This window comes from Arthrobacter sp. THG-b23 (genome assembly GCF_059091265.1).
Genome location: NZ_JBNHGM010000009.1, coordinates 42,625 through 64,140 on the forward strand (window position 1 = coordinate 42,625; position 21,516 = coordinate 64,140).

General features: G+C 65.6%; 25 protein-coding genes, 6 tRNA genes and 1 pseudogene. 20 read left to right on the plus strand and 12 right to left on the minus strand.

Annotated elements, in window-relative coordinates:
• Nucleotides 1–9 precede the first annotated feature (9 nt).
• The 3 genes from def to AC5RVD_RS14530 form a co-directional block, all read right to left on the minus strand.
• A complete protein-coding gene (gene def, locus AC5RVD_RS14520; protein WP_494112564.1) occupies nucleotides 10–606 on the minus strand; it encodes a peptide deformylase in 597 nt (198 codons plus the stop codon).
• A 56-nt stretch (nucleotides 607–662) separates the two neighbouring features.
• Nucleotides 663–1,535 (minus strand): cytochrome, encoded by an 873-nt coding sequence (locus AC5RVD_RS14525; RefSeq protein WP_494112565.1) that lies wholly within the window; start codon nucleotides 1,533–1,535, stop codon nucleotides 663–665.
• Between the two features lie 133 nt (nucleotides 1,536–1,668).
• A tRNA-Val gene (locus AC5RVD_RS14530) sits at nucleotides 1,669–1,743 on the minus strand.
• Nucleotides 1,744–1,977: 234 nt separating this feature from the next.
• Between AC5RVD_RS14530 and AC5RVD_RS14535 the strand changes: the two genes are divergently transcribed.
• The 6 genes from AC5RVD_RS14535 (at nucleotide 1,978) to AC5RVD_RS14560 (ending at nucleotide 2,892) form a co-directional block, all read left to right on the plus strand.
• Nucleotides 1,978–2,051: transfer RNA gene (locus AC5RVD_RS14535), tRNA-Gly, on the plus strand.
• A gap of 61 nt (nucleotides 2,052–2,112) precedes the next feature.
• Nucleotides 2,113–2,183, plus strand: a tRNA-Cys gene (locus tag AC5RVD_RS14540).
• A gap of 35 nt (nucleotides 2,184–2,218) precedes the next feature.
• Nucleotides 2,219–2,290: transfer RNA gene (locus AC5RVD_RS14545), tRNA-Val, on the plus strand.
• A gap of 37 nt (nucleotides 2,291–2,327) precedes the next feature.
• Nucleotides 2,328–2,401: transfer RNA gene (locus tag AC5RVD_RS14550), tRNA-Gly, on the plus strand.
• A 44-nt stretch (nucleotides 2,402–2,445) separates the two neighbouring features.
• Nucleotides 2,446–2,520: transfer RNA gene (locus AC5RVD_RS14555), tRNA-Val, on the plus strand.
• 123 nt (nucleotides 2,521–2,643) lie between these two features.
• A complete protein-coding gene (locus tag AC5RVD_RS14560; protein WP_494127311.1) occupies nucleotides 2,644–2,892 on the plus strand; it encodes an antitoxin in 249 nt (82 codons plus the stop codon).
• Nucleotides 2,893–3,430: 538 nt separating this feature from the next.
• On the opposite strand, the gene AC5RVD_RS14565 is transcribed toward AC5RVD_RS14560, so the two are convergent.
• A complete protein-coding gene (locus AC5RVD_RS14565) occupies nucleotides 3,431–3,568 on the minus strand; it encodes a hypothetical protein (RefSeq protein WP_494127364.1) in 138 nt (45 codons plus the stop codon).
• Between AC5RVD_RS14565 and AC5RVD_RS14570 the strand changes: the two are divergent.
• Both AC5RVD_RS14570 and AC5RVD_RS14575 read left to right on the plus strand, forming a co-directional pair.
• Nucleotides 3,524–3,619, plus strand: a pseudogene (locus AC5RVD_RS14570) (hypothetical protein); the annotation flags it as partial. The gene AC5RVD_RS14565 and the pseudogene AC5RVD_RS14570 overlap by 45 nt on opposite strands.
• Before the next feature lie 188 nt (nucleotides 3,620–3,807).
• On the plus strand, nucleotides 3,808–4,005 hold the full coding sequence (locus tag AC5RVD_RS14575; protein WP_494120567.1) for a hypothetical protein: 198 nt from the start codon (nucleotides 3,808–3,810) through the stop codon (nucleotides 4,003–4,005).
• A 72-nt stretch (nucleotides 4,006–4,077) separates the two neighbouring features.
• On the opposite strand, the gene AC5RVD_RS14580 is transcribed toward AC5RVD_RS14575, so the two are convergent.
• The 5 genes from AC5RVD_RS14580 to AC5RVD_RS14600 form a co-directional block, all read right to left on the minus strand.
• On the minus strand, nucleotides 4,078–4,695 hold the full coding sequence (locus tag AC5RVD_RS14580) for a hypothetical protein (protein ID WP_494127312.1): 618 nt from the start codon (nucleotides 4,693–4,695) through the stop codon (nucleotides 4,078–4,080).
• A 182-nt stretch (nucleotides 4,696–4,877) separates the two neighbouring features.
• Complete coding sequence (locus AC5RVD_RS14585) at nucleotides 4,878–5,357, minus strand: DUF2975 domain-containing protein (RefSeq protein ID WP_494127313.1); 480 nt, start codon at nucleotides 5,355–5,357, stop codon at nucleotides 4,878–4,880.
• Nucleotides 5,354–6,265: a recombinase family protein gene (locus AC5RVD_RS14590; protein ID WP_494127314.1), complete on the minus strand. Its 912-nt coding sequence runs from the start codon at nucleotides 6,263–6,265 to the stop codon at nucleotides 5,354–5,356. The genes AC5RVD_RS14585 and AC5RVD_RS14590 overlap by 4 nt, the downstream gene beginning before the upstream one ends.
• Nucleotides 6,184–6,396: a hypothetical protein gene (locus AC5RVD_RS14595; protein ID WP_494127365.1), complete on the minus strand. Its 213-nt coding sequence runs from the start codon at nucleotides 6,394–6,396 to the stop codon at nucleotides 6,184–6,186. Before AC5RVD_RS14595 ends, AC5RVD_RS14590 begins: the two co-directional genes overlap by 82 nt.
• A 927-nt stretch (nucleotides 6,397–7,323) precedes the next feature.
• Entirely contained in the window at nucleotides 7,324–7,482 is a 159-nt protein-coding gene (locus AC5RVD_RS14600) for a hypothetical protein (protein WP_494127315.1), read from the minus strand.
• A 399-nt stretch (nucleotides 7,483–7,881) separates the two neighbouring features.
• Between AC5RVD_RS14600 and AC5RVD_RS14605 the strand changes: the two genes are divergently transcribed.
• Nucleotides 7,882–8,373, plus strand: a complete 492-nt coding sequence (locus AC5RVD_RS14605; protein WP_494127316.1) for a hypothetical protein — start codon at nucleotides 7,882–7,884, stop codon at nucleotides 8,371–8,373.
• Nucleotides 8,374–8,619: 246 nt separating this feature from the next.
• On the opposite strand, the gene zapE is transcribed toward AC5RVD_RS14605, so the two are convergent.
• Nucleotides 8,620–9,657, minus strand: a complete 1,038-nt coding sequence (gene zapE, locus AC5RVD_RS14610) for a cell division protein ZapE (protein ID WP_494127361.1) — start codon at nucleotides 9,655–9,657, stop codon at nucleotides 8,620–8,622.
• Between the two features lie 282 nt (nucleotides 9,658–9,939).
• On the opposite strand from zapE, the gene AC5RVD_RS14615 reads away from it, so the two are divergent.
• The 3 genes from AC5RVD_RS14615 to ybaK all read left to right on the plus strand — a co-directional run bounded on the left by AC5RVD_RS14615 (nucleotide 9,940) and on the right by ybaK (nucleotide 11,872).
• On the plus strand, nucleotides 9,940–10,845 hold the full coding sequence (locus AC5RVD_RS14615; RefSeq protein WP_494112567.1) for a sulfurtransferase: 906 nt from the start codon (nucleotides 9,940–9,942) through the stop codon (nucleotides 10,843–10,845).
• Nucleotides 10,846–10,910: 65 nt separating this feature from the next.
• Nucleotides 10,911–11,378: a SufE family protein gene (locus AC5RVD_RS14620; RefSeq protein ID WP_494112568.1), complete on the plus strand. Its 468-nt coding sequence runs from the start codon at nucleotides 10,911–10,913 to the stop codon at nucleotides 11,376–11,378.
• A 2-nt stretch (nucleotides 11,379–11,380) separates the two neighbouring features.
• A complete protein-coding gene (gene ybaK, locus AC5RVD_RS14625) occupies nucleotides 11,381–11,872 on the plus strand; it encodes a Cys-tRNA(Pro) deacylase (RefSeq protein WP_494112569.1) in 492 nt (163 codons plus the stop codon).
• Between the two features lie 3 nt (nucleotides 11,873–11,875).
• Here the strand turns inward: ybaK and AC5RVD_RS14630 are convergent, their stop codons facing one another.
• Entirely contained in the window at nucleotides 11,876–13,114 is a 1,239-nt protein-coding gene (locus AC5RVD_RS14630; protein WP_494112570.1) for an alpha/beta hydrolase family protein, read from the minus strand.
• Nucleotides 13,115–13,214: 100 nt separating this feature from the next.
• Here AC5RVD_RS14630 and AC5RVD_RS14635 point away from each other — a divergent pair, with 100 nt between their 5' ends.
• The 7 genes from AC5RVD_RS14635 (at nucleotide 13,215) to AC5RVD_RS14665 (ending at nucleotide 19,437) form a co-directional block, all read left to right on the plus strand.
• The gene (locus AC5RVD_RS14635) at nucleotides 13,215–13,718 is read left to right on the plus strand and encodes a hypothetical protein (protein WP_494112571.1); all 504 of its coding nucleotides are present in this window, start codon (nucleotides 13,215–13,217) and stop codon (nucleotides 13,716–13,718) included.
• A gap of 14 nt (nucleotides 13,719–13,732) precedes the next feature.
• On the plus strand, nucleotides 13,733–14,155 hold the full coding sequence (gene msrB, locus AC5RVD_RS14640; RefSeq protein WP_494112572.1) for a peptide-methionine (R)-S-oxide reductase MsrB: 423 nt from the start codon (nucleotides 13,733–13,735) through the stop codon (nucleotides 14,153–14,155).
• A 231-nt stretch (nucleotides 14,156–14,386) separates the two neighbouring features.
• Nucleotides 14,387–15,766, plus strand: coding sequence for a DUF6421 family protein (locus tag AC5RVD_RS14645; RefSeq protein WP_494112573.1), 1,380 nt, complete (start codon nucleotides 14,387–14,389; stop codon nucleotides 15,764–15,766).
• A gap of 1 nt (nucleotide 15,767) precedes the next feature.
• On the plus strand, nucleotides 15,768–16,568 hold the full coding sequence (locus tag AC5RVD_RS14650; protein ID WP_494127317.1) for an SDR family NAD(P)-dependent oxidoreductase: 801 nt from the start codon (nucleotides 15,768–15,770) through the stop codon (nucleotides 16,566–16,568).
• Nucleotides 16,569–16,616: 48 nt separating this feature from the next.
• Nucleotides 16,617–17,684: a threonine aldolase family protein gene (locus AC5RVD_RS14655; protein ID WP_494127318.1), complete on the plus strand. Its 1,068-nt coding sequence runs from the start codon at nucleotides 16,617–16,619 to the stop codon at nucleotides 17,682–17,684.
• A gap of 115 nt (nucleotides 17,685–17,799) precedes the next feature.
• Complete coding sequence (locus tag AC5RVD_RS14660; protein ID WP_494127362.1) at nucleotides 17,800–18,390, plus strand: DUF3000 domain-containing protein; 591 nt, start codon at nucleotides 17,800–17,802, stop codon at nucleotides 18,388–18,390.
• 174 nt (nucleotides 18,391–18,564) lie between these two features.
• Nucleotides 18,565–19,437 (plus strand): hypothetical protein, encoded by an 873-nt coding sequence (locus AC5RVD_RS14665; RefSeq protein WP_494127319.1) that lies wholly within the window; start codon nucleotides 18,565–18,567, stop codon nucleotides 19,435–19,437.
• 492 nt (nucleotides 19,438–19,929) lie between these two features.
• Here the strand turns inward: AC5RVD_RS14665 and AC5RVD_RS14670 are convergent, their stop codons facing one another.
• On the minus strand, nucleotides 19,930–20,352 hold the full coding sequence (locus AC5RVD_RS14670) for a hypothetical protein (protein WP_494127320.1): 423 nt from the start codon (nucleotides 20,350–20,352) through the stop codon (nucleotides 19,930–19,932).
• Between the two features lie 715 nt (nucleotides 20,353–21,067).
• On the opposite strand from AC5RVD_RS14670, the gene AC5RVD_RS14675 reads away from it, so the two are divergent.
• Nucleotides 21,068–21,370, plus strand: coding sequence for a DUF4193 domain-containing protein (locus AC5RVD_RS14675; RefSeq protein WP_494127321.1), 303 nt, complete (start codon nucleotides 21,068–21,070; stop codon nucleotides 21,368–21,370).
• Nucleotides 21,371–21,516: the final 146 nt, after the last annotated feature.

Here is a 21,516-nt window from a genome sequence, read left to right on the forward strand (position 1 = left end):
CGCCGTCCGTCATGCCAGCGGCTGCCCGAAGGAACCGGCGCCCGCCGCGGCCGGTCCCCGGCTGAAGCCGGAGCCGACGTGGGCGGCGCGCTGGGCCTGCGTCTCGCCGGCCACGCCGTTGTAACCGGCGTTGCGGATGGACCGCAGCGCGTTTTTCCGGTCCTCGCCGGTGAGGTGGTCGATGTAGAGGATGCCGTCCAGGTGGTCGGCCTCATGTTGGAAACAGCGGGCCAGCATGCCTTCGCCCTCGTACTCCACGGGGTTGCCGTGCATGTCCTGGCCGGTCACCCGCGTCCAGCGGCGCCGGCGCACTGGATAGCCCAGCGCGGGGATGGACAGGCACCCTTCGGCGACGTCGTCCTGGAAGTCGTCGCTGAGCTCGAGCACCGGGTTGACCACGTGGCCACGCTTGCCGTCCACGCGGAAGGTAAAGACGCGAAGGCTCACGCCAACCTGCGGGGCGGCCAGCCCGGCGCCGTCGACGTCCTCCATGGTTTCGTCCATGTCCGCCACCAGCTTGGCCAGCTCCGGCCCGAACCCGGTGACCGTTTCCGCCTTGGTCCGCAGCACGGGGTCGCCGATAATCCGGATGCTCAGGATCGCCATGTAGTTCTTGTCCTCACTGTTGCCGCTTCGGGTGCTGCCGTTGGTTCCGGTCCAGTTTAGTGGGCCTGCTGGGCCGCCTGCAGGGCGGCCGCGGGCGGCGGCGCGATCGGCAGCAGCGCCCGGCCCGCTTCGGCTACCTGCAGATGCGTCTCCCATGCTCGTCGCAGCGAGCAGAAGCGATACCAGTGCCATCGAAGCACTTCCGGGTTGGCGCGCATGGGCCGGACTTCCGTCTCACCGATCGCCACGCCCAGCAGCAGCGGATCGTCACCGTGCGCCCACGGCTCCCAGCTTCCCGTCGCGGCGTCGACCAAGGACTCCTGGGCCTTCATCCCGGCCACCAACTGCATGACCACCTTGTCATTGAGCGCCTTGACCTGGCCGTTGCGGTCCGTGCCCTTGGTCTTGAAGTCGATCAGGCAGGTCCGCCCCCCGATCCTGGCCACGAGGTCCAGCGTGCCGGCGTATCCCACCTCCTGGTTCCAGACGGTGATCTCCGGGGCGATCGGTTCCACGCCATAGAGTTGCCACCATTCGTCGAACCTTGCGGCGAAAGCTTCTTCGCCGTTGGCCTTGAGCGCCTCCCGGGCACCCGCAACGTCGTGCTCCCTGTCCAGCGCCCGGAGTGCCACCTGTTCGCAGTAGCCGTGGACTCGGTCCCCGCGCAGCGCGGCAGCGTCACGGTAGCGGTCGGCGGCCAGGGTCGCTTCCTTCGCCAGCGACCGCAGCCGTCCCGGGTCCCCGGCGGCTTCGGCCAGCCTGGCATCGGAGGCCAGGGAGGTGGCTGCCATGTGGGCGAACCAGCCGTCCAGCGTGGTCGGCTCCTGCGCGATCACGGTGGTGATGGAAGGAACCGACGGCGGCTCCGAGGTGGAGCGCGCGTACATCCGGCCGTTGGCGGTGGCATGCGCAAGGAGTGGTGCAGTCATAAGGAAATCTTCTCAGGTTCCACTGACCGTTCCGGTCCGCCGGCCACAGCGCCTGTTCACAGGGGGCGGGCCCAAGGCCCCGTTAACGAAAATATCCCGGCCGGGCACTGCTGCCTGGCCGGGATATTTGCCGTGGTGGGCGATACTGGGTTCGAACCAGTGACCTCTTCGGTGTGAACGAAGCGCGCTACCACTGCGCCAATCGCCCGGGTTTGCTGCGGATGCGCCCGGCGCTTCCTGCAACGTCTAGAAATGCTAGCCCACAGACCCGCTGAAACAAAAATCGCGCCGGAACGAGGCTGTGGCCGTTGTCGTTTCACCCCGTCACCGGGCCGATTGGACGAAGCGGGAATCGTCCTATAGAGTTTTTACTCGTTGGAAATCACAGCGACGCCGCGGGCCGTTCGATGAACGGATCGCGGAAAAGTGATGGAAAACTTCTGCGGACGTAGCTCAGCTGGCTAGAGCACCACCTTGCCAAGGTGGATGTCGCGGGTTCGAATCCCGTCGTCCGCTCGCAAGTCACTGTTACGAGCCAGCGTCGCTGGCCGGTCCTGGCGCAACTGCGGATAGGCACGGTGGGGTGGCCGAGAGGCGAGGCAGCGGCCTGCAAAGCCGTATACGCGGGTTCGAATCCCGTCCCCACCTCGTTTGTGATGAGCAAACATCTCGTGAGAGATCACGGGCGATTGGCGCAGCGGTAGCGCGCTTCCCTGACACGGAAGAGGTCACTGGTTCGATCCCAGTATCGCCCACTGGAACGAAGTCCGGAGTAATTCGGAACCGTTTCGCGCGGACGTAGCTCAGCTGGCTAGAGCACCACCTTGCCAAGGTGGATGTCGCGGGTTCGAATCCCGTCGTCCGCTCTCTTTTTCAGAGTTTTCTCCAGCGGCCCGCCTCGGGCACACCGGGGCGATTGGCGCAGCGGTAGCGCGCTTCCCTGACACGGAAGAGGTCACTGGTTCGATCCCAGTATCGCCCACCATTCCACGGCTCCCCTGGCGGGAGCCGTCCTTGTTTAAGCCGTTTACTCCGTTGAGCGCCCGCGGCGCGGTGCCTACGATGGATGTGCAGGGGCGAAAGGCCCCCCGTCGGAAAGGAGGTGGCTGTGTCTGTATTTGACGAGCTCAAGGGCAGGGCCGGAGGACTCAAGGACAAGGCAGCCGGTCTCGTGGGAGAACACTCTGGCAAGATCAAGGGTGCCGTCGGCAGCGCCGGTGACTACATCGACACCAAGACCGGCGGTAAGTATTCCAAGCAGGTAGGCGGCCTGCAGGCCAAGGCATCCGGTTTCGTCGACACGTTCGGCGACAGGGATGGCCAGGCACCGTCCGACGGGAACACTCCGTCCGCCTAGTCCTGGGCACGCCAAGGAGGGTGCCGGACCGCCGGGAGGCGAGCCGGCACCCTTTGTCGTGAGGCCGCCTGTTCGCCCGCGCGTGCCCGGCTGCGGGAGCTAGACCGCGGGTTCGCCGGAGGCGCTGGCACTCCTTCGATTCTGGGGAGTGCTCGACCCAGTGAAACACCCTGCCGCAAGGCTCGACATCGGAACCGGCTCTAACCCGGTAAGGGGCCGGGGCCTTCCTCCCGATCACTCAGGGGCGTTTGACTACCCAGCTTGGCTTTGAAATTTCCCTCGGTCTGTCCGAGACACGCGGAGGAATGGGTCGACGGTATGCGTGCCCTGGTCGCCACCCATGAACGGATCATTGAGACGCAGGCTGTGGGCCTCAGGTGCTGGAGAAAGGTTCAACCGAACCGGAGCCTGCGCCAACCAACGATAGGTCCGCAGAGAGCCGTACAGAGCCTCCTGCCCCTGCCCCTCGCCCTACTCCAGACACAGAGAAGGACGGGCGCCAGCCCGTCCCATTCCTGCGCCGCCTGCTAGGCCGTCTCTAGTCCTGCGCATTGGCGGTCATGCTCAGGTAGCGGTACACCACGCGCGACTGGATCAGGCAGCGGTCCTCGCGGTCCTCGCGCTGCTCGGCGTGCGCCGCTCCCCGTACTGGCTGGCCGCAGGTTGGGCATTGCATCCCTTCTGGGACATCCCGCTGCATCTGTGGGAACCCGGTCATGAATTCACCCCGTTGGCCTACTCCATCGCTTGCCTCACCTGTGACTGGGCGGTGGCCCTCTACGTCGTCATCGCCTACTCCCCGCCACCGGCTTCCGGTTCAACCGGGTCAGGCGAAGCCCCTCCCACCCCTTGCACCGTCCCTCTATGCTGGGGGAACCGCAGCGGGCGGTACACGAGATCAATGGGGGTTGAACCGTGGACGACATTTCATTTCTCGGCACTATTGCCGCCGCTCTTTCCTGGACTGCCACCCTTGCGCCCCTTGCAGTGGCGATCCTCGCGGCCATCGCAGTGCGTACCTTGTTCCTGTTGAACGCCATGCTCAGGCTCCGGGTTGATCAACTCCGCTTGGAAAACCTGCGCCAGGATATCGCCGACGACGTAGCGCAATAGCCATGGGTTCGGACAGAGAAGGACGGGCGTCAGCCCGTCCCATTCCTGCGCCGCCTGCTCGGCAAACGATAGCTAACCGGGTGGGAGCCTGGAGGCCAAGGCGCGAGTGTAGCTCTCGGGATCGTTATGGGTCTGCGCCGAGACGACGAGATGCCTTGGGCTGATGCGCTTGGCGTAGTCCCCCTGATAAGGCATGACCAGGACGGTGTCCAAGCCTGTTTTCCAAGCGGCAATCAGAGCCGGCAGACAGCGGCGTTCGGGGTGTAGTTCAAGAGGGAGCATGTGGTTGGGCTGCAGCTGGATTTGCCAACGGTTGAAGGCGTCGATGTCCACGCCATCCCAGCCGTATTCGGTTGTCCAGCCCGGGGGGAAGGCCACGTGCATCTCCTGATCGGCGCGGATTTCCGGCGTTGGATGCTGGTTCTTCTGGTCCCCCGTGTCGTACCAGGCCCAAGCTCGTTCCCAAGCCTGCTGCCAACGGGTGCCCCACTCAGTCCTGTCTGCAGTGGCAGGCGGTCGCGAGGCACCGGGCTTCGGTGCCGGGTTCAACTCCGGAATGTTGACATCCGGGGCAATGTTCCAAGCGCTACGGATGAAGAGCAGGAGCGATAGGTGGTTCGGCGCGTCTTTCACAGAGATGACCATGTCCTGCGGCCAAGGGTTATCTGGCAGGGGCTGATTGGATCTCATGAATTCCCTTTCGAGATTTTGATTCCTCGTCCGCTCCAGCTCGAGTCAGGTTAGTGTCCCACGATAGGACCGGCACAGAACCGCACAGAGCCTCCTGCACCTACTTCTCACCAAGCTCCAGATACGGAGAAGGACGGGCGTCAGCCCGTCCCGTTCCTGCGCCGGCTGTTGAGAAGCCGGCCCTAGTCTTGGTTGGCAACCGCCGGCGGCTCCACATCCTCTGTCCGCAAGAAATCCACTGCCTTGTTCCTGAGTCCGAACGCGACGGGCACAAGGGCGAGAGAGGCAAGAACCCCGAATAGCATGGCAGGCCCGCCGACGGCTGCGAAGGACCCGGCGTGTACGCAGACACCCGCGAAGATCACTCCCATGGAGATTAGGGAAAGTGCCATGACGTTGGCCCAGCCCTTTGACCGAGCGGCCACAGCCCCTCCCCGCGCCGCGGCCGAAAGTAGTTGCCATGCTGCCAGCAAAGCCACCTCGAATCCGCCGATTGCAACCATGATCGCCGTGACATACGGGGGCGCCAGATACGCAACTTCGGGGTAGGCATCGGCGTACTCAGCCGCGACCCGTGGAACAACCACAAGTTGAGCCAGCAGGGCGCCAAGAGCAAGCGCTCCGAGGAGAATGCGGAGGGGTGTAGCTTGCTGTGTGATCACAGCGCGATCATCGCCTTGCCTATCGTGACTGTCAACCGTCCCGATGAGCTGTTTCTTGGAGGGCACGCCGCAGCGTGACCGACTCCAGCACAGCCTTGACGGTGGATGCGTGCCACGCCCTGCCCGCAGCAGTCGGGATTCTTTCCGCCGTCAGAGCTTCCGCAATCTTCCGGAGGATAGACCGCGCTCGCTGTCACCGTGGATCCGCAGCATGACCTCGACCGGCAGGCCGGCAGCCCTGCCCATGTGTCCCCCTGGGCGGCTTCCTCCTGCATTGCCGCAGCCGTCCGCGCACCGATGAACTTCCGTTCGATCTCTGCAAAGTTGAGCGCCATGTTGTACATGCCAGCCCCCATGATGGTGGCCGTGTCGACTCCGAGGTCGAGACAGATGATGCGCCAACCCTGACGCTGCGAGTCGGCCAGCAGCCGGGTGCCGTCCTCCATGTTCCTGGAGAGACGATCAAGCTTGGAGACCATGAGCCCCTGGTACTTGCCTGCCTTCAGCTCTGCCAGCAGTGCCAGCATCTTCGGGCGCTTGCTGATGGTGGCCGCGCTCGCGGCCAGCTCCTCGACCAGCTCCAGTTCGTACCCCATGCGGCTGGCTTCTCGTATCAGCTCTGCACGCTGTACGTCGGGGCTGATGTCCTGCTTGTCCGTGGAGACGCGGATGTACCCAACGACGCGGATTGCCTGGTCGGCGTGGATGTGTCGGTGTCGGCGCCCTCCTGGTCCGGCCAGCGGAGAGACATACTGCGGCTTCTTGAGGCATGCCGAGCCAGCGATCCCCGGCGACAGGAGTGGGGGGTGTACTCCGGCCCCGCTCTCTAAATTGGCGTCTTCAGATCCGTTAGTGCCGTCAAGAAGATGATGGCGAACGCAAGTATGCACAGACCTCCGGTTAGGCACACGGCGAGCATCATCTTTCGCTGCGGCCCGAACGGTTCCCCTTCTCGTCGGGGATGCGCAATGGCGTAGACGGATGAGAGCCCAACCAGTACAAGGCCGATGATGAAAAGGATCAGCGCTTCCGGATGCATGCCCCATCCTTGCATCCCGACAGGGGGGTAGCCCCCGTATCGCGGCACCCCGCGCCCGCCCGTACATGGCGATCACGGAAGCGTACGGGTATTTACCGCTATAGGCGGCAGGTCCAAAGCGTAATCTCTTGCTATGACTGGCTCATGCCTATTCGAGGAGCGGGTGGAGCGGCTTCCCGCGCTACTGCCTCGCGCTTGCCTGGCGGCTGTGGCGCTGGGGGTAGGCCTTAGTCTCGCCGCATGTGCCCAAGTCCAGGGCGGGGGTCTAACTACGACATCCAGCCCATCGAACGACACGCACCTCATCGTCACTAGTTGGGCGAACGGAGATGACGCCATGCTTGCCCTCCTAAACGGCGTCCTCATCGTGCAGTCTGACGGTTGCGTGGGGCTGCGAACCAGCGACCCAAAGTCGAAACCAAATCTCCTGCGCTGGCCCGCCGGGACTCGCCTGCCTGAAGACGGGGAGGCAGTTGTCGGCCTATCCGGCCAGCGCTTTGACTTTGACACGCTGGTCGCGGTTGGCGGCGGCTTTGGCCTTGCCCCCGTTCCTGCCGAGTGCGATTCGGGGTTGTGGGCCGGTGTCGTTGAAATACAGCAACCGCTGTAGGGCGTGGTGGTTTCGGCCCACGATCAAAGCCCGGGGGGTGGACCCTTCGGGCCCGCGCCAGCGGGACAGGTGGTCATCGTGACTTTTGTCCCGGACGGGTTGGAAAGTATCTCTTGAGCCAACTTCCCCGTGGTTACTGGGATGCAGGGCTATTGACGCGGGGATCTTTAGGCCCGCGCCAGCTTCACAACCGATGGATAAGAAGTTGGAACCGGATACCGGTGCACTGGCTGGCCATCCAGCCCGAACCCAAACGGCTCTCCTGTCTGCGCCCTGCCGATGGGAAGACCCTTAAGCACAGCCCACGCGCTGACGTCCTACGGCATCTCTGGAATCAACACAAGCGTGCGGGCGATGTCGTCCCGGGACAGTTCCCTGCCGTCGCGCTCTTTCCTGGTATTGCTCAGCAGCGTCATTGGCATGAGGTGGTCCGGTCTGTGGCCGATGTTTGCTTTCGTCAGCTTCTTCGTAGCCATCGGGCTGGGCCCGTTGGCTTACCTGCTCGGCTACCTGCTGCGCCCAGTCCGGCGACAATGGCCGCACGTCCTCAGTTTCTACGCCCTGTTCACCGCACTGCCCGCAGCCGCACTGGCCTTCACTCCCACCCTTGGAATCCTGCTGCCGATTGGTCTCGGCTCCTGCTGGGAATCTGCGCAACAGCGGGACGAGCGGCTGTCATCCGTGACGCGATCATCACCCCAAATCCTGAACCGGGGCAGAGCGGGGCCGCGTAGCTTTGGGAGAGCGGCCCAGACCCTAGTCATCTGGCCGCATCAGCAAGAAGTTATTGCTTCGCAACGTCCCACCCTTCCTCTCCATGCTGTTCCGCCGCTACCGTGACGCAGACCGTTGTATATCACACACAAGGGGCGGTCATGCATGCGATAGCCAAACTGACGACTGGGGTTGTCGTACTGCTGGCGTTGTCCGGCTGTGGAAGTTCAACATCCGGAGGAACCGCCGTCCAAGAACCAGCCGGCACGGCAGGGGTGAACGATCCCGACGCGCAGATGCATCCCGAACTGCTCGAAGTCTCGCCTTCTCCTGCCAAGCCGGGGCAGACGATCAAGGTCCGATTCCCCGAGGAAACTTCTCGGGGAATCCCCTGGGTCCTGGAAGAACAGGACGGCAACAGTTGGCATGTCCGCTACTACCTAATTGCCACGACCGATGGTGACGGCGGCTCTGGTTCCCCATCTTGGTGGCCTGCGAACGACCCCAGGGGCCAAACCTGGAAGGATATTGGCGTCGGGGGACCAGGCCCAGACACCCTCATCATTCCGGACAGCATTCGCCCTGGAACATACCGGCTGTGCACGGCCAACAGCATGCCGAACATCTGCACCATGCTTGGCATCACGGAGTAGGGGCGCCCAGTCTCGGCCATTCGGCGGGGTCGCGTAGCGCCAGCGGAGCGACCCTCCTGATGCTTCCGCGCATTCCCAGCCCGATCACCTGACCAAGCACCTTGGCGGGGATGGGTGGGGGAACGTATCAGGCAGACGATGGTGTTAAACACCGCGTCGGTCGCGTCGGTTGCTCCGTCGTATCGTCATCAGGCGCAGGGCATTACTCCTGCACCGTGGCGGCATGTGCGCGCCCGGCTGCGGGAGCTAGACCGCGGGTTCGCCGGCCTGGCCCTCGCGGGCCAGCGCAGTCAGGCGGGACACCGCGCGGTAGTACTTCTTCATGTAGCCACCGGACATCATTTCCGCGGTGAAAAGCTCATCGAACGGCACACCGCTGGCGATGATCGGCACGTCCTTGTCATAGAGCCGGTCGGCCAGCACCACGAACCGCAGGGCCACTGCCTGCTCGGTGATCGTGTGCACGTTATGCCAGGCGACCGCATCCACGCCGTCGAGAAACTGCTTGTACCGGCTGGGGTGCACCCCGGCCAGGTGGTTGACGAGATCGGAGAATTCATCGGCCGCCACCACCTTGCCATCGAAATCATGCAGCCGCCGCTTGAGTTCGTGGTCGCTGAGCGGCTGGGGAGCTGCCGGCAGCCCGCGGTGCCGGTAGTCCTCGCCGTCCACCCGGATGACGTCGAACTGGTCGGACAGCACCTGGATCTCGCGTTGGAAATCGACGGCGGCAAAGCGTCCCTCCCCCAGCGAGCCCGGCAGGGTGTTGGAGGTTGCCGCAAGCTTGACCCCGGCGTCGGCCAGCTCGCGCATCAGCCGCGACATCAGAACAGTGTCGCCGGGATCATCCAGTTCAAACTCGTCGATGCACACCAGGCGGTAACTGCTCAGCGCTTCCACGGTTTTGCGGAACGACAGCGCGCCTACCAGGTTGGTGTACTCCACAAAGGTGCCGAAGGCCTTGGGGCCATCCACAGCGTGCCACAGCGAAGCGAGCAGGTGGGTCTTGCCGACACCGAACCCGCCGTCCAGGTAAATGCCGGAGTGGCCCTCCGGCTTGCCGCCGCCGAACAGCTTCTTCAGGCCCTTCGGCTTGGGCCGGTCGACCTCGGCGGCAAAACGCTGCAGCGCCCTCACGGCCTCGCTCTGGGACGGCTGGGCCGGGTCCGGGCGGTAGCTGGCGAAGGACACTTCGCCAAAACGCGGCGACGGGTGCAGGCCCGCCAGCAGTTCGTCCACGGACACCTTCGGCGTCCGGCGTGAAAGCTGTTCGATCTGGGGCACGTAGGCTAACCGCTGCCTTCCTGACATGGGCTCGGAGAATGCACAGCGGCCGGAATGCCGCCAGCAAAACGATACGCTACCCCGCCCGCCGGCGGCAGCCGGTGTAAGCCAGGCCACAGCCCGCCCGGCGGGCCTCGGCTCTCCCCCCGGCCCCGATGTGACGCGGGGTGAGGCCCCGGAAGCTTTTGCCCGCTCCAGTGGTTAGGCTGAACAGAAGTCCCCGGCCGTTTTGCACGGCTGTCTGCACGCTATGGAAAGCTGCACGTCAAGGAAAGGTTTGCCATGCCCATTGCCACCGAGCACAACGAGAAGTTTGCCGCCTACGCCAACCCCGACCGCCTGGTCTCCACGCAGTGGCTGGCTGACAATCTGGGCACTGACGGGCTGGTGGTCGTGGAGTCCGACGAAGACATCCTGCTGTACGAAACCGGGCACATTCCGGGTGCCGTGAAGATTGACTGGCACACCGACCTGAATGATCCGGACACCCGCGACTACGTGGACGGCGAGGGCTTCGCCGCGCTGCTGGGTTCCAAGGGCATCAGCCGGGACGCCACCGTGGTGCTCTACGGCGACAAGAGCAACTGGTGGGCAGCCTACGCCCTCTGGGTCTTCACCCTGTTTGGCCACGAAGACGTCCGGTTGTTGGACGGCGGCCGCGACAAGTGGATCGCGGAGGGCCGCGAACTGAGCACCGAGACGCCGCGGCCCGCCGCGGTGACCTACCCTGTCGTCGAGCGCAACGACGCACCCATCCGCGCCTTCCTTAACGACGTGCTGGACCACTTCGGCAAGCCGCTGGTGGACGTCCGCTCCCCGGAGGAATACACCGGCGTGCGCACCACCATGCCGGCCTACCCCGAGGAAGGCGCGCTGCGCGGGGGCCACATCCCGACGGCGGCGTCCGTCCCGTGGGCGCGGGCGGCGGCCGACGACGGGACGTTCCGTTCCCGCGAAGAGCTCGAAGCCATCTACCTGGACGACGCCGGGCTGAAGCCGGGCGACGATGTGGTGGCTTACTGCCGGATCGGCGAGCGGTCCAGCCACACCTGGTTCGTGCTCAAGTACCTGCTGGGCTTCGACACGGTCCGCAACTACGACGGCTCGTGGACCGAATGGGGCAATGCCGTCCGCGTGCCGATCGTCAGGGGCGCCGAGCCCGGCGGGATCCCCGCCTCGGCGCGCTAAGGAATAGCCGACCGGCACACAACGTTGACGTTGGGGAGCCCGAAACCGCAAGAGAGAGCGCAAGTATGACCGTGACCGAGCAGACGATTCCCGAACCGCTGGCAGAAATCATCGACGACTTCCAGGCGGTCACCGAGGCCGAGCGGCTGCAGCTGCTGCTGGAGTTCTCTCGGGAGCTTCCCGAGCTGCCCGAACGTTTCGCCGGCCATCCGGAGCTGCTGGAGCAGGTGGTGGAATGCCAGTCGCCGCTTTTCCTGACGCTGGAGCTGGGCGCTGACCCGGACCAGGACGTGCAGATCTACTTCTCGGCCCCGCCGGAGGCTCCCACCACGCGCGGCTTCGCCTCCGTGCTGCACGAGGGGCTCAACGGGCTGCCGGCGGAGCAGATCCTGGCCGTTCCCGATGATATCGCCGAGCACCTGGGCCTGACCCGCGCCATCACCCCGCTGCGGATCCGCGGCATGTCCGCCATGCTGTACCGCATCAAGCGCCTCATCACCGAGGCACGGCAACTGCGCGCTGCCTCGGCCTGACGATGGCCAAGCACAAGCCATCCGCCGGAACCCCCGCCACCACGCTGCTGCAGCGGGCGGGGGTTCCGCATGTGCTGCACACCTATGCCCATGACCCCGCGGCGCCCAGCTTCGGCCGGGAGGCCGCGGAGGCGCTGGGGATGGATCCCGCCCGCGTGTTCAAAACCCTGATGGCCGTCGTGGACGAATCGCTGGCGGTCGCCGTCGTGCCGGTCAGTTCCAGCCTTGACCTGAAGAAATTGGCCGCGGCCCTGCGCGGGAAGCGCGCGGCCATGGCAGACCCTGAGGTAGCTCGGCGGCGCACCGGGTATGTGCTGGGCGGAATTTCGCCGCTGGGACAGAAACACGCCAGCCCCACCTTGCTGGATTCCACCGCCCGGGACTTCGGCGCCATCCTGGTCTCCGGCGGCCGCCGCGGACTGGATATCGAAATCGCGCCGGCGGACCTGGCCGCCCTGACCGGCGCGTCCTTCGCCCCGCTCAAGGCAGATTAGCCCTTACCCCACCGGACGGAGCACCCGGCTCAACCAGGACGTGACGACGCGCTCCCAGCGTTCCGGGTCCACGTTCCATTCGCGGGTATGTCCGGCCCCGCTGAAACGCTCGAAGGTGACCAGAGGATTCTTTTCGGCCAGCGCCGCCGACGGGCCGTGCGGCACGAAGTCGTCGTCCTCGCTGTGCACGATCAGCGTCGGCACGCGCAGCTCGTCGGCCCGGGCCACCCAGTTCATCATCTTCAGGTCCAGCGGGGCGGCCAGGCCGGTCAGCAGCCGTCCGGCCTTGTTCGAGATCAGCCACTGTGAGAATTGCCCCACGGCGTCCGGAATCCGGTTCAGCTTCGCTTGGTGGGCCAGCACATCCGTCCAGTCAATCACCGGGGCGTCCAGCACCAGCGCACGGATCCGGCTCCGGTAGCGGGACTGGTCGGCGGCCTGCAGGCTGATTGCCCCGCCCATCGACCAGCCGAACAGCACCACATCCTCTGCCCCGTTCGCCAGGGCGAACCCGATCGCCGCCTCGACGTCGCGCCATTCGGTCATGCCCAGCCCATAGCGGCGGTCCGGGGCGGAGGGGGCTTCGCCGTCGTTCCGGTAGGAGATCAGCAGCGAAGAGATGCCCAGGCCGCGGACCGACCGGACGGCGCGGATACCCTCGGCCCGGGACGCTCCGCGGCCGTGCACCATGATGGCCCAGGTTTTCGCGTCCCCCTCGGCGCGGACCAGCCAGGCCGGCGCGATGCCGCCTTCCACCTCGATCTCCACTTCCTCATTGGCCAGCCCGACGGCGGCCGGGTCAGGGTAGGCCGCACCGCCCCACCAGCCGCGCGTGGCGGCGGCGAGGTCGCCGGCATACACCCGCTCGACCCTGCGCTGGACCGTGCCTTCCCGCGGCGAGTAGGACGTCACCTCACCCACCCGCGCCACCGAGCGTCCGCCGTCGAAATAGAGGCTGTAGACGCCCGGCGCGGTGGTGTCCAGGGTCGCCGGCAGGATGATTTCCTGCTCCACGCCGGATCCGACGACGGCCAGGATTTCCAGATCCTGTACATGCTCGCGGACCGGCGTGAGCACCTGGCGGGCGAAATAGGAGGCCAGCCCCGACGTCGCTCCCGCCAGCACGGATCCGGCACCCGCCCCCGCCAAGGCACCGAGCAGCAGCCAGCGGGCACGGGGCAGCTCGCCGTCGCCGGCAGAAGTGTTCCGGCCGGACCGGTATGAGCGTTCGAACACAGCCATGGCTCCATTCTTGCCGGTGCCGGTGCCCACCGCTAACCGGCGCGGCCGTCGGCGTGCCGCGTTGTTGTCCCCGGCTTGCGCTGCTGATTAGGCTTGGCGCATGACCGAAACCATCGTCGTGCTGACCGAGGAACCGCTCAATGACGCCGACCTGAAGAACTTCGGTTGGCTGGCCGGCGAGCAGACCGCCGGCGAGCAGGCCACCTTCCGGGTGCTGATTCCCGAGGACACCAAGCGAAACCTGCTGCTGGATTTCGTCGAGCGGCTGAGCATGTTGGAGGTCGGCACCGCGTTCCGCGAGCTGGCGCACGGCCAGCCGAGTCCGGAGGAGGCCCGGCACGAGGCCGACGAGGCCAGACGCATCTCCGCCAGGCTGCTGGCGGAAGCGGGCTTCAACGCCACGGTGGACATCGTTGAGGACGACGGAGTGTCCGCCCTGGTCAAGTACGTCGGGGAACATCCTGCAGACCGGGCGGTCGTCATCACCCGGCCGCATTCCATTTCCGACACCTTCCATACCGACTGGGCCAACCGGGCGCAGGACAAGCTGGGCATTCCCGTCCTGCACCTGTACTCGGGCTCGGGATACATTGGCGACTCGTGAGCGTTGGAGAGAGTATGAGCAACACAGAGGCCGGGCAGTTCCCGGTGACCAAGACCGACGATGAGTGGCGGCAGGAGCTGAGCCCGGAGGAATACCATGTGCTCCGCGAGGCCGGCACGGAGCGGCCGTACACCGGCGAATACTGGGATACCCATACCGAGGGTGTCTACAGCTGCCGCGCCTGCGGGGCCGAGTTGTTTACCAGCAAGGAGAAGTTCGACTCGCACTGCGGCTGGCCGTCCTTCTGGGCGCCGCTGGCCGAAGGCACTGTGCGCTACCTGCGGGATTCGGCCCTGGGCATGGAGCGGATCGAGGTCCGCTGCGCCAGCTGCGACTCTCACCTGGGGCACGTGTTCGAGGGCGAGGGCTACGGGACCCCCACCGACCAGCGCTACTGCATCAACTCCGTGTCCCTGACGCTGAAGGGCACGCAGTAGCTTTTTCGTACCGCGCCACCCGCAGCGCTTAAGGCGCTTCCACGTTTCAGCATGATTAAGCCCGGCCAGCACGAGCCGGGCTTAATCATTTCCGACCGCCGCGCCTCCGAGCATTACAGTCACTTACCTGTTGCCGGTTTTGAAATAAGTATGGCTGTTGCGTTGCTACGCTCGCTACATATCCACTCGAGGCGCCGGGACCCGCCGGCACGACGGAAAGGCGAGGCGACGATGACGATCACCCCCACCCGCAGCAACTCCAGCGCTGCCGTGCACGGCAACCCGGCGCAGCACCCGGCTTGGCTGCGTCTGAAGGAGGCAGCCACAGCGCTGCGCGCACTCCAGGTCCAGGACGGCTCCGTCCCGGACGAGGGCAACAAACCCGCTGCCGCCCGGCACGCCGACGTGATCATCGACGCCATCGGCCAACTGGCCCCGCTGTTCGAACACGACGCCGACTACCTGGACAAACTGGCCGTGGATTTCCGCCGCTGGCGCGACGGTGGATTCGGCGTCCCGGACTTCCTGGACTCGCTGCTGGCGTTCCAGCCGCAGCAGCACCGGGTCAACGGTCTGCGGCACCTGGTGGTCTTCCCCATGTACACGCAAAACGGCAGCAGCGACCGGTTGGTCGAAGCCGTGCTGATCGAAGTCATCTGGCCGGACTTCATCGGCGAACTGGAATCGGGCTCCTACTCGAACAAGCTGTTCGTGCCCATCCGGTTCCTGGACTTCACGGCCGGCTACGACACCAACTCGGCCGTGCTCTTCCCCGAGACCGTGGCCGTGCGCGAAACCCCTGCCTTTACCTGGGGCGCCATCTTCGCCGACCGGGAGGCCGCCCGGTTCCGCAAGGTGGTCCGCGCAGCGGCCGAGATCACCTCGCTGGAACTGCCGGAAGAGGCTGCGGCCCTGCTCGACGACCAGCAGCTGACGCAGGAAACCTTTGTCATGTGGGACCTGATCCACGACCGCACGCACATGCGCGGCGACCTGCCCTTCGATCCGTTCATGATCAAGCAGCGGATGCCCTACTTCCTGTACTCGCTGGAGGAACTGCGCTGCGACCTGACCGCATTCCGCGAGTCGGTGCGCCTGGCCCAGGACGCCACCGCGTCCGATCAGGTCCGTAAGCACGCCCGGCTGGTGCAGTACGCGGTGATCTTCGACCGGATCTTCCGCTTCGCCATCACCGGCAACCGGGTGCGCAACTACGACGGCCTCGGCGGCCAGCTGCTGTTCGCCTGGCTGCACCAGCACCGGGTGCTGCACTGGACGGACGGCAAGCTCTCCATCGACTGGGACAACGTCGCGGACGCCGTCGTCGCCCTCGGCGGCGAAATCGAGGACCTGTACTGGCGCTCCATCGACCGGCCCAAGGTGGCCCACTGGCTGGCCGCCTACGAGATGCTGACCCGGACGCTGACCCCGCACCCGGCCTCGGTCTGGGCCAAGGGCCCCGATGCCCTGCCGCTGACCGGGCTGCCGCGCGAGGTCACCGACCAGGTCATGGACGACGAGTTCCCGCTGTCGATGTTCTACGAGGCCCTCTCGCGGAAAATGAAGCCGGTGATCGAATCCACCTCGGGGATCACCGGAGAGTCGGCCTGACATGGCCGCCCCGCAGAACGGCACCGGCGACGGACCGCCCGATGCCGAACGGCTGCTGGCCGCCGCGCCCGGCCCCGGCCGGCTGGCCGGCCTGAGGGTAGTCGTCGCCGGCGCGTCCGGCGCCTCCGGCCAGGCCGTCACCGCGGCCCTGACCGCCGCGGGCGCCACGGTGCTGGCGGTCGGCAGCAGCAAGAACCGGCTCGACGCCGCCTATGCGGAGAACGACGCCGTGGCCTGCTTCCAGTGCGACCTCGCCGACCCCCGGGCCGTGGAAGAACTGGCCGGCGCCGTTGCCGCGGAGCACGGCGGGGCCGACGGCCTGATCCACCTGGTGGGCGGCTGGCGCGGCGGCCAGGGCCTGGCGGGGCAGTCGGATGAAGACTGGGACTTCCTGCACCGGCAGCTGATCAGCACGCTGCGGAACACCACCCGCGCGTTCTACTCCCAGCTGGAGGCCTCCCCGTCCGGCCGGGTGGCCATCGTCTCGACCACGGCAACGGATTCCCCCACCGCGTCCGGCGCCAATTATGCCGCCGCCAAAGCCGCCGCAGAAAGCTGGATGTCCTCGGTGGCCGACGCCTTTCGCCGGGCCCAGTCCGGACGCAAGGAGGACCCCGCGCCCCAGCGCTCCGCCGCCGTCGTCCTGGCCGTCAAGGCCCTGCTGGACGACGCCATGCGCCGGGCAGACCCGGAGAAGGCCTTTGCCGGCTTCACCGACGTGGCAGACCTGGGCCGCGCGGCCGCCGCCCTGTTCACGCTTGACGCCGCCCGCCTCAACGGGACACGCATCCGGCTGGCCTGACCCGGCCCGGCTGTGACGGCACCCACTGATTAAGGAATACTGAAACACGTGACTGACTCCCCCCTGCTTTCCGGTTCCCTGCACGACACCGACCTGCGCGGCTTCGCCTCGGACAATTACTCCGGCGTTCATCCGGAGGTGTTGACCGCGTTGGCGCATGCCAACACCGGGCACCAGGTCGCCTACGGCGAGGACGCCTACACCGCGCGGTTGCAACAGGTGATTGGCGGACACTTCGGCGAGGCCGCCCAGGCTTTCCCGGTGTTCAACGGAACCGGCGCCAACGTGCTGTCGCTGCAGTCGCTGCTGCCCCGGTGGGGCGCCGTCATCTGCACCTCCACCGCCCACATCAATGTGGACGAGAACGGTGCACCCGAACGCGTGGGCGGGATCAAGCTTCTGGCGGTGCCGGCCGATGACGGAAAGCTCACCCCGGAGCTGATTGACCGTGAGGCGTGGGGCTGGGGCGACGAACACCGCGCGCAGCCGCTTGCGGTGTCCATCACGCAAAGCACCGAGCTGGGCACGCTCTACAGCATCGAGGAAATCCGCGCCATCGCCGACCACGTGCACGAACGCGGCATGAAGCTGCACATGGACGGGGCACGGCTGTCCAACGCGGCCGCCTCCCTGGGCACCGACCTGCGCAGCTTTACCACCGACGCCGGGGTGGACATTCTCTCGCTCGGCGGCACCAAGAACGGCCTGCTCTATGGCGAATGCGTGGTGGTGCTGAACCCGGACGCGGCTCACGGGCTGCCGTACCTGCGCAAGATGAACATGCAGCTGGCCTCGAAGATGCGGTTCATCTCCGCCCAGCTCATCGCCCTGTACGACGGCGACCTGTGGCTGCGCTCCGCTTCCCACGCCAACGCGATGGCCGCGCGGCTGCGCGCCGCCGTCGAGGGCGTCGAGGGGCTGTCGTTGACCCAGCCGACCCAGTCCAACGCCGTGTTCGCCGCGCTGCCGCCCGGGGTGGCGGACCGGCTGCGGCAGAAATTCCGCTTCTATGACTGGGATTCGTCGCGCGGCGAGGTCCGTTGGATGTGCTCCTTCGACACCACCGAAGACGACATCGACGCCTTCGCCGCGGCCATCCGCAGCGAGCTCTCCTAGTCCCGCGCCGGGGATCCCCGCGGCTCCCCGGCGCGCCTGCCTGACGTCTTATAGCTCCAGGGCATAATCTGGCTATGTGAGTGCGATTGATCTCTCAGCAGTGCCCCCTGAGTTCATGCGCGCGCTGTCGGCTCTGCGCCAGGCGCAGTGCCGGAATGAACTGCGGCTGGAGGAAATTCCCGCGCCCTCCCGGCTGGCACCCTTCGCCGTGGCCCTGGGCGCGGAAGTCATCGCCGAACCCGGCCCCCGGCCGCTCCACGGCCCGGTGGTCACGGCCCTGCAGACCGCCGACGGCCCGGAACTGGCCACCGGCCGCTTCATCCTGCTGCATGATCCCGAAGGTTCGGCGGTCTGGGACGGTACCTTCCGGATCGTTACCTACATCCGCGCCCAGCTCGACGCCGACATGGGCAACGACACCATGCTCGGCTCCGTCGCCTGGGACTGGCTGGTGGAGGCGCTGGAGAACCACGGCGCCCCATACCGCAACGCCGGGGGCACCGCTACCCGCATCCTGTCCGAAAGCTACGGCACGCTGAACGGGCGGCAGGACTCGATCGACATCGAGCTTCGCGCCTCCTGGACGCCTGCTTCAGCCGACATCCGCTCCCACCTGGAGGCGTGGAGCGACATGGTGTGCAGCTATGCCGGGCTGCCGCCGCTGCCGGAGGGCGTTGCCGCCCTTCCAAACCGCCGCCGCAACTGACCAACCGCCGCCTGGCTGCAGGCTCCCCGCGTGCGCGGCTCCAGTCGGCGCGGGCGGTTAGCCTGGCGAACATGACGTCTTCAAAGCTCCCGGCCCCCCTCTCGCGACAGGTACGGTTACTGCCGTCGTCCTGGTATCCACCAAGGCGTATCACCAAGATCATGGAGCGCAATTTTGCCGCAAACCGATAGGACACAGATGAAAGCACAGGGGAAGCGAAAGGGCTCGGCCCTTAAGCACCGCTCGCTCCATATGGTGCTTGGGATCGGCATCCTGCTGGCCGTCCTGGGCCTGGCTGCCTTGGCTGTCAACCTGATCTTCTTCTCACGGATCCATGATGTGGCCCCCTGGCAGACCGACGTCCGGGTCTCCGGCGGGCTGTTCGCACTGTCTCCATCAGAAATCAGTCAGTTGTCCTTCTTCGTCGCCGTGCCCGGAGGCCTTTTCCTTCTCGCGCTCTGTTTTATCATGACGGCCCGGGTGCTCCGGGGCCGCGTCGGGACGCGTGAGACGAAGGGCCTGGAGGGCGGTATCGTCGTCTCCAGCAACGAGTATCTTTCCCCGCGCGCCCAGCTGGGGTGGCTTGTAGTTGCACTGGTGTTCTGGTTCATTCTCATCCCCGTTCCTGTCCTGCTGGCATCCCGGGGAAGTTGGCCGGCGACGGTCAGGGAACTCCCGCAAACCTATGTCTGGATTAACCTCGGAATGTACGGGGCACTGGCCGCTGGCATCGCCGGTGTTCTTCTCGTCTCGCACCTGAAGAAACAGTGGTATCTGGCAATGCTCGAGGTGCAGGACGCACGCCTGCGCGAGCCCCAGCGCGGAGTCTGGCGCTGGGCGACGTTCCGGTGGCGCTTCGACCTGTGGCTCGCCGGGATGGGGGCGGCCCTGGCCGGTGCATCCGGGCTCGCGCTGGCATTCGACGACGTCGCCTTCCTGGTTCTCCCCACAGCAATAGGGGTTGTTCTTTTCGCACTCGGTCTATGGCTGGCCCGGCAGTACTGGCGGGCAGGAATGCCGCTCGGCACTGGCGAATCCTTCATGTAGAGGAGGGGCAGTCCGGCGCTTTCCCACGATGTGGCCGCCTGTCGGCACCCCCGCCCACCGGAAACGGCCGGTACCGCATTCACTTCTTCCACGTTCACCTAAGCCGGTCCCGTGCCAAGGTAGCGTTCACCGACGTCAATGAAGAACGTGGGCAGCGCTTCCGGATGCATGGGCCCATCCTTGCATCCCGACAGGGGGTAGCCCCCGTATCGCGGCACCCGCGCCCGCCCGTACATGGCGCACACGTAAGCGTACGGGTATCCGTGGCGACAGGGGCGGGGGGTGTACCCTTCGGGCCGGCGGTGGCGGGACCGGTAGTCATAGCGACTTTTCCCGCGGACGGTTTGGAAGGTCTTCTTGAGCCAACTTCCCCATGGTTACTGGGATCCAGGGCTGTTAAGGGAGGGAACTTTAGGCCGGCTCGTGCGGGCTAGATAGGCACCAGGTCTTTTGCACTGGGTATTCCGTCAGGCCGGAATGCCCTTTGCATATTTAGGGGCTGCCGGTGGGAGAGTTGTTCAGACGTTTGAAGAATTCGAATGCCACCGCTGCCAGACTTCCCAATACACCGGTCAAGGCGCCAAGGAGTCCTGCGAAGAAAGCAAGCCAGCTACTGCCGCTGATGAGAGCCCACGGCAGGCACAGGAGCGCGCCGGCCGCAGCCATGAACGGGACTCGGACCAGTTCCGCGAAGCCGTTGCGATGGAACCACTTCCAGGTCGGCCACCATGTAATGGCCGTCCAGGCAACAGCCGATGCCAGCGCCAAGGCGTAGATGTAGAGAACCGAAACCGGGCTCGAGGGAGGCACGAGAAGAAGGACGTAGATCGTGGTCGCGAGGAGGGACGAGGCAGGCAGGGCAACAAATATCAGCTTGAGTTGTCTGCGCTCCACAGACGCAGGGTGCTCTGTCATGGGCCAAGGCTACACATCGACAACGCAGCTCCACGCCGGACCTGCGATGTCGTGGAAGGTGGGGGGAACCCCGATGCTGCGGCGGCCACGCCCGCCCGTACCTGGCGCTCACGGAAACGTACGGGTTTCCGGTGCGACTCCAGCAGCCTGCTTTGCGGCGGGACAGAATCAACCCGAAGGCCGCGGACAGTCATAACGGTCTGTTCCCCGATGCGATCGAAGAAGCTGCAGTCCGCGGACGCCGTCACTTGGCCGCCGCGGTTCGACTGCGATGCGACTACTTCTTCAGCCACGACGGCGGCTTCGCCCTAAATCACCAGGTTGACTCCGTAAGGGTTCAAACACCTCGAGTGGTGTGGCAAGAATCGTTGTTTGATCAGCAGTCTACTGCGTAGTGTTCCCATGGTTTGGTTGCACCCGTATAAATCCGCGCAGAACCGCCCAGCACTCGCACGTTTGTCCCGCCCTAAGCGCGGAAGTATATAGACACGAGGAGCAGACGTTGCGAAGCAATAACTTCCTAAACGGTGGCAGTAGCTCAGAGCGTCCTGTGCTCTTCGCCCTCCAGTCCCCATCTATCCCCATCTATGTGACAGATTCACCGCGCCGCCTACCATCCAAACCGGATCATGCTTCCCTTCGAAAGTGGAATAGCCGCCGAGTGCCATACGTTTCACCGGAGTCAGTCAACCTTCGAGAAAAGAGAACAAGCCAAGTGGCAACCGATTACGACGAGGTTCGGTCCGACGTCAAGGAATCCCAGCAGAACTCTCTGCAGGCACTAAAGTCCGCAAACGCACCGCATGCCCGCAGCGTCGTCATGGAGCTGGATGAGGCCGACGGCCTGGACGGAGCCGGTGTTCCCGGGGGCGAGTTCATCGCCGAGGAGCTGACCGTTCAGGTCATCCCCCAGGCCGAAGACGAATTCACGTGCCACTCGTGCTTTATGGTCCGCCACCGGTCCCAGATTGCCCGACAGAAGGGCAGCCACGCCTACTGCACCGACTGCGACGGCTAAACGGCCGTTCTCACTGTTGGGTGGGTCAGCACCCTTGGTGTCACCCGGGAGCTGCGGATGCACCAGAAATGCCTGCGGGCCGCGTGAAAGCCGGCGTGCGGCGCTTCATCGCCTCCGATTACGGCACGGCGCGTCCTGCCATTCGG

What these genes read in the sequence shown, in the direction of transcription:
- def (WP_494112564.1), bottom strand. Translation starts at nt 606, where the DNA reads ATGGCGATCCTGAGCATCCGGATTATCGGCGACCCCGTGCTGCGGACC.
- AC5RVD_RS14525 (WP_494112565.1), bottom strand. Translation starts at nt 1,535, where the DNA reads ATGACTGCACCACTCCTTGCGCATGCCACCGCCAACGGCCGGATGTAC.
- AC5RVD_RS14565 (WP_494127364.1), bottom strand. Translation starts at nt 3,568, where the DNA reads ATGCAATGCCCAACCTGCGGCCAGCCAGTACGGGGAGCGGCGCACGCC.
- AC5RVD_RS14580 (WP_494127312.1), bottom strand. Translation starts at nt 4,695, where the DNA reads ATGAGATCCAATCAGCCCCTGCCAGATAACCCTTGGCCGCAGGACATG.
- AC5RVD_RS14595 (WP_494127365.1), bottom strand. Translation starts at nt 6,396, where the DNA reads ATGCATCCGGAAGCGCTGATCCTTTTCATCATCGGCCTTGTACTGGTT.
- AC5RVD_RS14600 (WP_494127315.1), bottom strand. Translation starts at nt 7,482, where the DNA reads ATGGCTACGAAGAAGCTGACGAAAGCAAACATCGGCCACAGACCGGAC.
- AC5RVD_RS14605 (WP_494127316.1), top strand. Translation starts at nt 7,882, where the DNA reads ATGCATGCGATAGCCAAACTGACGACTGGGGTTGTCGTACTGCTGGCG.
- AC5RVD_RS14615 (WP_494112567.1), top strand. Translation starts at nt 9,940, where the DNA reads ATGCCCATTGCCACCGAGCACAACGAGAAGTTTGCCGCCTACGCCAAC.
- AC5RVD_RS14620 (WP_494112568.1), top strand. Translation starts at nt 10,911, where the DNA reads ATGACCGTGACCGAGCAGACGATTCCCGAACCGCTGGCAGAAATCATC.
- ybaK (WP_494112569.1), top strand. Translation starts at nt 11,381, where the DNA reads ATGGCCAAGCACAAGCCATCCGCCGGAACCCCCGCCACCACGCTGCTG.
- AC5RVD_RS14630 (WP_494112570.1), bottom strand. Translation starts at nt 13,114, where the DNA reads ATGGCTGTGTTCGAACGCTCATACCGGTCCGGCCGGAACACTTCTGCC.
- AC5RVD_RS14635 (WP_494112571.1), top strand. Translation starts at nt 13,215, where the DNA reads ATGACCGAAACCATCGTCGTGCTGACCGAGGAACCGCTCAATGACGCC.
- msrB (WP_494112572.1), top strand. Translation starts at nt 13,733, where the DNA reads ATGAGCAACACAGAGGCCGGGCAGTTCCCGGTGACCAAGACCGACGAT.
- AC5RVD_RS14645 (WP_494112573.1), top strand. Translation starts at nt 14,387, where the DNA reads ATGACGATCACCCCCACCCGCAGCAACTCCAGCGCTGCCGTGCACGGC.
- AC5RVD_RS14650 (WP_494127317.1), top strand. Translation starts at nt 15,768, where the DNA reads ATGGCCGCCCCGCAGAACGGCACCGGCGACGGACCGCCCGATGCCGAA.
- AC5RVD_RS14660 (WP_494127362.1), top strand. Translation starts at nt 17,800, where the DNA reads ATGCGCGCGCTGTCGGCTCTGCGCCAGGCGCAGTGCCGGAATGAACTG.
- AC5RVD_RS14670 (WP_494127320.1), bottom strand. Translation starts at nt 20,352, where the DNA reads ATGACAGAGCACCCTGCGTCTGTGGAGCGCAGACAACTCAAGCTGATA.